4 protein-coding genes are annotated in these 9,718 nt (G+C 65.9%); all 4 read left to right on the top strand.

Annotated elements, in window-relative coordinates:
- Nucleotides 1-4,590 (top strand): fibronectin type III domain-containing protein (locus B3C64_RS06495; protein ID WP_291534561.1); only part of this gene is annotated, 4,590 nt, incomplete at its 5' end.
- A gap of 47 nt (nucleotides 4,591-4,637) precedes the next feature.
- Nucleotides 4,638-5,819: an AAA family ATPase gene (locus tag B3C64_RS06490; protein WP_414632176.1), complete on the top strand. Its 1,182-nt coding sequence runs from the start codon at nucleotides 4,638-4,640 to the stop codon at nucleotides 5,817-5,819.
- 200 nt (nucleotides 5,820-6,019) lie between these two features.
- The gene (locus B3C64_RS06485; RefSeq protein ID WP_414632175.1) at nucleotides 6,020-7,222 is read left to right on the top strand and encodes a DUF58 domain-containing protein; all 1,203 of its coding nucleotides are present in this window, start codon (nucleotides 6,020-6,022) and stop codon (nucleotides 7,220-7,222) included.
- A gap of 104 nt (nucleotides 7,223-7,326) precedes the next feature.
- On the top strand, nucleotides 7,327-9,718 hold a 2,392-nt coding region (locus B3C64_RS06480), incomplete at its 3' end, for a transglutaminase-like domain-containing protein (RefSeq protein WP_291534558.1).

Here is a 9,718-nt window from a genome sequence, read left to right as displayed (position 1 = left end):
GCCCCCAGCGGAGCGGACGTCGCAGTATCGCCCATATACGACGGACGGTATCTGCAGCTCGACGCCTCGGCCGCCGGCGCCGGAACCGTCACGTTCGGCTATGGAATCTCCGACGGACGCGGACAGACCTCAGAGGCGAAGGTGACGCTCACCTTGTCCGAGGACGGGAACGGTGCGCCGACGCAAACCGACATCCCTCCGGAAATCGACGTGGAGCAGGGCGCGACCCACACGACCAACGCGTTGGGGAGTTTCACCGACCCGGACGGCGACCCGCTGACGTTGGTGTCAGCCACGGCGCGGAACACCGACCAAGTGAGCGTTTCGACACGCGCCGACGGGCAGTTGACGTTCGACGCCGGTTCGATGACATCGGGAAGGGCCGCCATCGAAGTCACCGTCTCCGACGGCGAGCAGACCGGCACCGGCATGCTGTACTTCTCCGTCAAGCCGGCGAACACCTTGGGCGCGGCCATCGATCCGGTGTCGAGGCAGACCACGCCCGGCATCCGCACCGTCATCGACCTTGCCCCCTACGTGCACGGCACCTCCGCCGAACCGGCGCGGCTCACCGCCGTCGAACCGCCTTCCGGAGTGTCGACGACCATGAACGCGGCGGATATGACGATCGCGTTCACCGCATCCGATCCGGGCACCTACTACGTGCCATACACCATCACCCAGGGTTCGGTTCCGGCCACCGGGCTTGCACGTGTCGAAGTGCGTCCCGTCACCGGCGACGCGGCCAAGCCGATCGTGGCCGACGACGTGGCGTTGCTGGGATCCGACGGCACCGCCATCGTGGAACCGTTGGGCAACGACATCGATCCGATGGGCGGCGTGCTGGCGGTCACCGATGTGTCGACCGAAGCGTCGACCGGCATCACAACAGGCGTGGTCGACGGCAAACGCGTCTACGTCACCGCGCGGCAGACGCCGGTGAGACCGGTCCGGGTCACCTATGCCGTGGCGAACGCCGCGGGTTCGTCCACAGGCGTGATCGTGTTGCAGCCACCGACGTCGTCCGCCGTGGGCTCCCCGCCCAAAGCCGGCGACGTCACCGCGCAGGTACGCGCCGGCGGCGTCGTCTCCGTCGACGTGCTCGACCACGTCGTCCATGCCGATGGCACCACGGTGAGCCTGCGCAACGACCTGCGATACGACGAGAAGACGTTCGCGGGACTGGCGTTCGTCTCCGGAGACACCGTGCGATACCAAGCGTCCCGGCAGACCGGTTCGTTTCCGGTGGACTACACCGTCACGGACGGCTTCGGCAACACGGCCTCCGCGACCATCACCTTCAGCGTGCATCGGAAGGATGCGTCCGGCAAGACGCCGCCGGCTCCGGCCGACGTGGAGGCGCAGGTGGCGTCCGGACGCAGGATCCGTATTCCGATCACGCTCGCCGGCATCGACGCCGACGGCGATGACGTGCAGCTGCTCGGCCTGGGCAACAAGGCGCCGTCATTGGGACGCATCGACGAGATCGGCGCGGATTACCTCGTGTATGCGGCCTACGCCGATTCCACAGGCACCGACACGTTCGCCTATGCCGTCGAGGATTGGACCGGGCAACGCGCCCAGGCGCAGATCCGCGTAGGCGTGTTTCCATCCGCATCGGATTCGGGAGTGTACGCGCGCGACGACGAGGTGACGCTGCGTCCGGGAACCGCGGCCACCGTGCCCGTGCTCCAGAACGACATCTCGGGAGACGGCACCGCGCTCAGCATCGAACGGGTCGAGTCCGAGGGGCTGGACAACGTCAGGGTTGCGGACGGCATGCTGTCGTTCACCGCACCGCAGAACGACGGCGCCTACCATGCGGTCTACACCGCCAGGAACGAAGCCGGACTGAACGCCACCGCGATCCTGACGGTGCATGTGGACGGCGACGCCCCGATCGAGCCGCCAACGGCCCGCGACTACCGTGTGCCGTCATACGCGACGATCGACAGGAAATCGGTCGACGTCGACGTTTCGCAATGGATCGCCAATCCTTCCGGCACCTTCGAGGAACTGCGGGTCGGCGTGCATGAATCGGCTGCCGACCATGCGCGCGTCAAAGGCGGGGAAGAATCGACCGTCATCACGGTGGAGCTGACCGATGAGGCCCGTGCCGTGCCGTACACCGTCACGAACACGACGCACGGCGTCGCGGCGAGCGCGTTCATCCAGGTGCCCGCCTACGGCGTGTTCCCGCCCACGCTGCGGCCGAAGGCACCGGTGTTGAAGGTGAACGCGAGCGAGACGATCACCATCAACATCGCCGACCATGTGCGCGTCGGCGCGGGCAAGACCGCATACGTGTCCGACGCCGATTCGGTGAGCGCGACCAAGGCCGGCGACGGCGACCTGTATGTGGACGACCAGACGCTGCGGTTCACCGCGCCGGATGATTATACGGGGCCTGCGTCCATCACCTTCACCGCGGTGGACGGCAAGGCGTCCAAGGACGGCACGGCGAGAATCGTCAACACGGCGGTGCTGACGCTGCCGATCACCGTGGTCGGACGAGACACGCCCGCGCCGACGTTCTCCTCGTCCGTCATCGATGTGGCGGCGGGCGAGGGCGCCACCGTCATCGACCTGACCGCGTTGACGCGCTCCGCGGAGGAACCACATGGCGAAAGGAATCGGCATGCGTATTCCGGCGGAACGTCTTCGAACCAGGTGCGCGCCGTGGTGAGCGCCGTCGGCAGGCTGACCGTTTCCGCGGAGAAGACGGCGGTCCCCGGAACCACGGTGAACGTGCCGATAACCATCACCTACGCGAATGGCACGGTGGACGCCGGCGTGACGGTGCGCGTGACGGCGTCCAACCGGCCGTTGGCGCGCGTCGGCGCAAGAACCGTGCGGCTCAAGGCCGGGTCGGGCGAGACGGTGCGTCTGCTGGCCGACGCATACAATCCGTTCCCCGAAACGCCGTTGACGGTGGTCGGCTGCGTCGCGGACGACACGTCACGAATCAAGGTGGATTGCTCGTCCGACGGCACGGCGTCGATCACGGCCGCGTCCGGCATCGGCGCGGGCGTCGGCAGAGTGGTCGCCACCGTCCGGGATGCGACGAGGAGCAAGGAACGCGAGGTGACCGCGACCATCGACGTTTCGGTGGTGGACAGGCCCGACGCGCCGTTGCTCTCCCCCATCACCGGCGACGCGCAGGACGGCGCGGTGAATCTGCGCTGGAGCGCCGGCGCACCGAACGGCAGTCCGGTCATCGAATACCAGGCGAGCTGGAGCGGCGGCGGTTCCGGGAACCAATCATGCGGCTCCGCCACATCATGCCGAATCACGGGATTGAGCAACGGCAGAACATATTCGTTCACGGTGCGGGCGCGCAATGAGGCCGGCTGGTCGGAGGAATCCAACGCCGTCGAGGGCAGGCCCGACAAGGTTCCCGATACGCCGGGTAACGTCCGTGCCGAAGCCGGACGCAACAAAGTCGCCGTCGAATGGAGGGAACCGGACGGCGACCGCTCCGCGATCGACGCGTACGAGGTGACGCTTTCCGGCAATGGATTCATGATGCGGGAGACTTCGCGGTCGACCAGGATGGTCTTCGACATCGACGACGGCCACATCAAGGACGGCGCCGAATTCACCGCGACCGTGCGTGCGCACAACGACGCGGGCTGGGGCCCGACGTCCGACGCATCCGATGCCGTCAGGCCGTGGGGTACGCCGAACGGACCGACAATTGAGCTGCGCAACAATGACGTCAAAGGAACGGTGACGGTCGCGTCAATCGGAGACACGCGCAACGCGGGATGTGCGGCCATCGCCTTGTCCGGCGACGTGACCGGCACCATGCCGTGTTCCGGATCCCATGCATTCGACATCCCGCAAAGCGACCTCAATCGCAAAACCTATCGGGTCGACGCCAAGGTCATCGGCGCGAAAGGCGTTGACGGTGAAACGCGCGCCGCATCGTTCGTTCCGAAATACCAAATCAGGAAGCCGTCGAACGTCACCGTTTCCGGACGTGGCTCCACATGCGTCGTCCATTGGAAGGGCGAAGGCCGCGCGGACGGCTTCCGCGTCACCGCCGACGGCCTGGGCGACCGCAGCGTGGGCGGCACCGCGGATTCGGCAGTCTTCGATATGGCTCCATGGCGGACCTGCTCATCGGCGAGCGTCGTGCAGACCCTCAATGGCGGGCAGAGCGAGGCCGCCCGCGGAACCTTGTCGCCGGCCTACGTGTATGAGCGTCGCGCCGAAATCATTTCCGCGCCCACGCTGTCATGGGACACGAACGACAGGAACATCCTGCTGTATACCGGATTCGCCGTCGATGCGTACGGTCTGCCGTACCGTGCCATGCTGGTCATCATGCCCGAGCATGGCGGCATGGAACGGCGGTATGAGATGTCCGGAGGCATGAACCGCATCGATGTCGGCGACGATCTGGATGCGGCGGATTCCCACTCATGGTACGTATCGGTCGAAAGCACCGATGGACGCGCCGCGCTGAACGCGCGGTCCCGGAAATCCCATGGCATCGAGGGAATCCGCCCGATCGGCGACGCGAACGGCATGGCCGGACGGCGATCATTGGCGATATGGCCGAACACCACAAGGAGATTACTATGAACGACGACACCCAGCTCGGCTCCATCAGCCACCCACCGGATGACGCCATGCCGCCGCCCGTCCCCATGCCGTCGCCGCTCGACGGGCGTGCCAACGATGCGCCGCGTCCCGTAGATGACGAGGGCACCGTGCTCGGCGAGCGCGCGAAAGCCATATGGACGGAATCGCCCGCACAACCCGGCTGGCCGCGTAATCCGGCCGTCCGCACGCATAAGGCGGAGCAAACGGACCGGACCCCGCCGATCTCGATGCCGAAGCCCGATGACGACATCGCATGGTTCCATGATGCGTTCGCGAAACTGGTCGGCAACGTCTCCCGTGTCGTCGTCGGCAAGGAACGGGAGATCAGGCAATGCGTCGCCGCGCTGGTGGCGGGCGGCCACGTGCTGCTCGAAGACGATCCCGGCACCGGCAAAACCCAGCTGGCGCGCGGTCTGGCGAATTCCATCGCCACATCATTCAAACGCATCCAGTTCACGCCGGACCTGTTGCCGTCCGATGTGGTGGGCGTCACCTACTACGACCGGAGGAACGATGGATTCACCTATCGAGAAGGACCGATTTTCGCGTCCATCGTGCTTGCCGACGAAATCAACCGCGCGTCGCCGAAAACGCAGTCCGCGCTGCTTGAGGTCATGGAGGAGCGGAAGGTCACGGTCGACGGGGAGACGCATCCCGTGCCACGGCCGTTCATGGTCATCGCCACGCAGAATCCGATCGACCAGCTTGGCACGTATCGTCTGCCCGAGGCGCAGATGGACCGGTTCCTGATCAAAACCGCCATCGGTCATCCCGGCCATGCCGCGAGCCTGGACATCCTCAGGCAGGCCGGCATCACCGATCGCGCGGCGACCGTGGCCCCCGTGCTCGACGCATCCGACGTGTTGCGCATGCAAGGCGTCGGCGGAACCGTGCACATGGATGACGCGGTTCTCGAATACATCGTGCGTCTGGTGGAGGGCACCCGGCATGACGAACGCATCCGCATCGGCGCGTCCACACGCGGAGCGCTGGCGCTGGCCCGATGCGCCCGCGTGTGGGCGGCATCCGACAACCGTGGTTATGTGGTGCCCGATGACGTCAAGGAGCTGGCGGAGCCCGTGCTGGCGCATCGCATCACGCTCACGCCGGAGGCGACGTTCTCCGGCGAAACGCAGCGGCAGGCCATCAGACGGCTTCTGGACCAGGTGCCCGCGCCGACGATCGGCGCCGGACTCCAAGGGGGCTAAGGCGCGGACTCCCCACCGGTTTCCGGAATCGCAACACGCTTCGATGATTTTTGAAAGATTCGAACAATGTTCCGTCTCCCCGAAAGAACCCGCAATCGGAAAGGTCAGGTATGCGAGATTCACGAACCGCGCGCCACACGGACGCCACACGTCATGCAGACGTCACATACCGCACGGGCACCACGCTCCGCGCGAATGTCATGCGCCGCATGAACGCCGCGCGCCGTCTGCCGCACCGCATCGGACGCCGTTGCAGGCGCCCCGTCTTCTCCAACGTGTCGCCGGTGGGCTGGATGGCCGTGCTGCTGGCCACCATGTCGGCGGCCGCGTTCGTGCCGCTCGGATGGCACGAACTGCTCGCCATCGCCATCGCCGCGACGTCCATGCTGGTCGCCGCGGTGGCCTTGTCGCTGGGCAATACGGCGTTTTCCGCCACCGTGGAGGTATCGGAACGGCATGTCGCCATCGCCGACACCGTGCACATACAGGTGACGGTCCGCAATGACGGCCATGCGTCCACGGTGCCGGCCAGCGGCGTCCTGCCGATCGGAACCGGCCATGAGCGGTTCGCCATTCCCGCGCTTGCCACGGGGCAGACGAAACGAATCGATCTGGCGTTCACCGCCGTGGCGCGCGCGGCGCTGCCGATCGGCCCGTTGTCGCTCCGCAAAGGCGACCCGTTCGGACTTGTTCGCAGGGAAAGGCGTCTTACGGAACGGACCAATGCGTTCATCCATCCGCGGACCATCGCGCTGGCGCCATTGGACGCCGGCATCCCCCGCGACCTCGAAGGGCGCCCGAGCGGAACAATCGTCGACGACGACCTCGATTTCCACGGGTTGCGCGAATACGAGCCCGGAGACGACATGCGCAACGCGCATTGGCTGAGTTCCGCGAAAACCGGCGCATTGATGATTCGCCAATACGAAGCCACCAGGCGCACCGACACCACGCTCGCCATCAGCGTGAATCCGCATGATTACGCGAACGCCGAAGAATTCGAGCTTGCCGTGTCGGCGCACGCCTCCATCGGCGTGCGATGCCTGTCGCAGAATCATCCGGTGACGGTTCATGCCGGGAGACGGCACGCATCGCCGAACGGACCCATGGAATTCCTCGACATGTGCAGCGCGATCGAACCGGACTCCGACGATGAACCGAACCTTGTACGGGGCATCCTTGCGGATGCGGCCGGTTCGTCCCGCTGGTTCATCACCGTCGGACGGAACCGAAGCGTCGAGGATGCCAGACGCATGGCGCTCGCGTTGCCGCGCGGCACGACATGCGTGGTGTTGCGGGCCGACGTCCGCGGGGAACGTTCCATCACGCGGCATGCCGGTTTCGTTGTGGCCACGATCGGCGATTTGGACGATCTGCCGACGATCATGGGGATGCTGGCATGAGCGCCGGCGCCGACGGTCCGGTCACGACATCAGGCTCATGGGCCGACGTCGCACGTCCCACGATTCGTATGGTTCGTTTCGGGAGAAGACGCCATGCGGGCCATATGTCAACGCCTCGGCTTCCAAGGCAGCTGGGTCTGCTGGCCACGGCCATGCTGACGCTTGTCGGAGCCGCCAATCTCATCGACGTATACGGGTCGGTTCCGGTCTGGGCCGGCGCCGCCGTGCCGGCGACCGTCCTCGGCTCGGTAGCGGCGCTCGCATGGCGGGTTCCGAAGTTCCGCCTGTGGTGGCAGCTGGTGTTCACGGCGTTCGCCCAGCTGGTCGCGGGACCGGTGCTGTTGTTGAACGAAACCACCATCGCGCATATCGTTCCGACCGCACGCACGCTCGCCGATGGATGGATGAGCACGCTGGGATCGTTCAAACTGCTGATTGCCGTGGATCCGCCGGTCGGCGGCATGCGGGGAGGTCCGCTCGCCGTCTGGACGGCCTGCCTGTGGTGCTCGTTTTTCGCAGGCCTGTTCGCGATGATGGACGATGACCGGTTCGCATTGGCCGCGGCGGTGCCCGTTCTCGTGAACCTCTCGGTCTGCGCCCTGCTGGGATCGTCGGCCGGCCATTGCCGTCCGGCCGCCGGCGTCATCGTCGTCTGCACGCTTACGGCATGGACCAGCATGCGGTTCGGATTGTTCGAATGGCGGCGTTGGATTGCCGCCGCGCTGATTATGCTGATCGCCGCCGCGTTGGCCTTCGGCGGATGCGCCATGACGGCGCGGCACCGCACGATCCTGCGCGACCATTACGAGCCGCCGCTGAGTCCGTACGCTTACGCCAGTCCGCTGAGCGGCATGCGCTCGTATGTCAAGAACCATAGGGACGACGTGCTGCTCACCGTGCAGGATCTGCCGTCCGGCTCCGCCGTGCGTCTTGCGGTGATGGATCGTTTCGACGGCAATGTGTGGAATCTGTCCGATTCCACGATGGCCGCGGATTCGGCCAATTACCGTCGTGTGGGCTCTTCCATCGAGAACCATGCGACGGGTCGGCGGTTCGCCGCGCGGTTCACGGTGCATGCCGGGCTGCGCGACTATTGGCTGCCATTGGCCGGTTCCGCCTCGCAAGTGGAATTCAGCGAATCCGAGGATGCGGAGTCGTTTTATTACAATGCCGACACGCGATCGGCGATCTACGCCGCGCGCACGTCGGATGGACTGTCGTATCGCGAAACCGGCATCGTTTCCGACGCGCCGACCGACAGACAACTCGTCAGGGCCAAGGCCGCCGCCGTCAGCCAGCCGGAGGCCGAAGACGTTCCGGGTTGCGTCGACAGCCTCGCGACGACGCTTGCCGGAGGACGGGCCGCGGGCGGAGCGGCGGCCAAGGCCATTGCCGATGGGCTGAGGGAATCCGGCTGGTTCTCGCATGGTCTGAGCGGGGATTACCCTTCCAACGCCGGTCATGGCAACTATCGCATCAGCCAATTGCTGGACGGCGCCGCAATGGTGGGAGACAGCGAGCAATACGCTTCGGCCATGGCTCTGATGGCGCGTGCCCTCGGCATGTCCAGTCGCGTCGTGCTTGGTTTTCTGCCGAAGGACGACGATGGCGAAATCAGTGCCGACCGTACGGAAAAACGTGGCGCGCACACCATAACGGAATTCACCGGCAACGACGTGGCCGCATGGGTGGAGATCGCCTTGGATGGCTACGGCTGGGTGGCGTTCCATCCGACGCCGAAGGAGACGAAGACCCCCGATGAAAACCGGAACCTCATGCCGCCGAATCCGCGGAAACTGGTGCGGCAGCCTCCGGTTCCGCTCACCGACCCGTTGCGTGACGACGATCGGATGTCGGGCGGAACCTCGATTGGCGGCAGCAGGGCCGACGCACCGTCCGCGGACCCGTTTCGGCAGCGGATCGCACGCATCGCGATGAAGGTCGCGGTATATGGCAGTCCCTTGTGGACGGCGCTTATCGTCGCCATGGCGCTGCTTGCCGTCAAGACGGTCATGTTGCATCGCGCGAGGCATCGGGGAGACGCACGGCTGCGGATTGCCGAGGGATGGCGGTCCGTCACCACGCTGGCGCTGCAAAGCGGATCGGCGGCGCCGGGGACCAGACGCGAGCAGGCACGGTCGATCGCGCGACGATTCGATCTGGACGCCATGGAATTGCTGCGTTTGGGCATGGAGGCCGATTACGCGGCGTTCTCCGGCGACGTCATCGAAGAGCGGCAGGCGCGTGACTATTGGCGGCGCATCGATGGCGTGCGTGATGCCATGCTCCGGTCATTGCCGTTGGCATGCCGATGGATGGCGCGTCTTTCCCTTGCCGGCGTATTCCAACCTTCGCATGCCGGCGGCCGATGGACGGGCAGGTGTCGTGGATGGCACGGCAGAAGAGGAATGCGCGGAAGGAATCGCAACGATGCAGCCGGCCGCGATGCTTCGGATGGTCTGCCGTCATCTGCTACGCGACGCTCATCGAGCCGCG

It is taken from the genome of Bifidobacterium sp. UBA6881 (genome assembly GCA_002451435.1).
GTDB lineage: Bacteria > Actinomycetota > Actinomycetes > Actinomycetales > Bifidobacteriaceae > Bifidobacterium.
The sequence above is the reverse complement of the archived record's forward strand: the minus strand, read 5'-3'. Positions and strand labels throughout refer to the sequence as shown.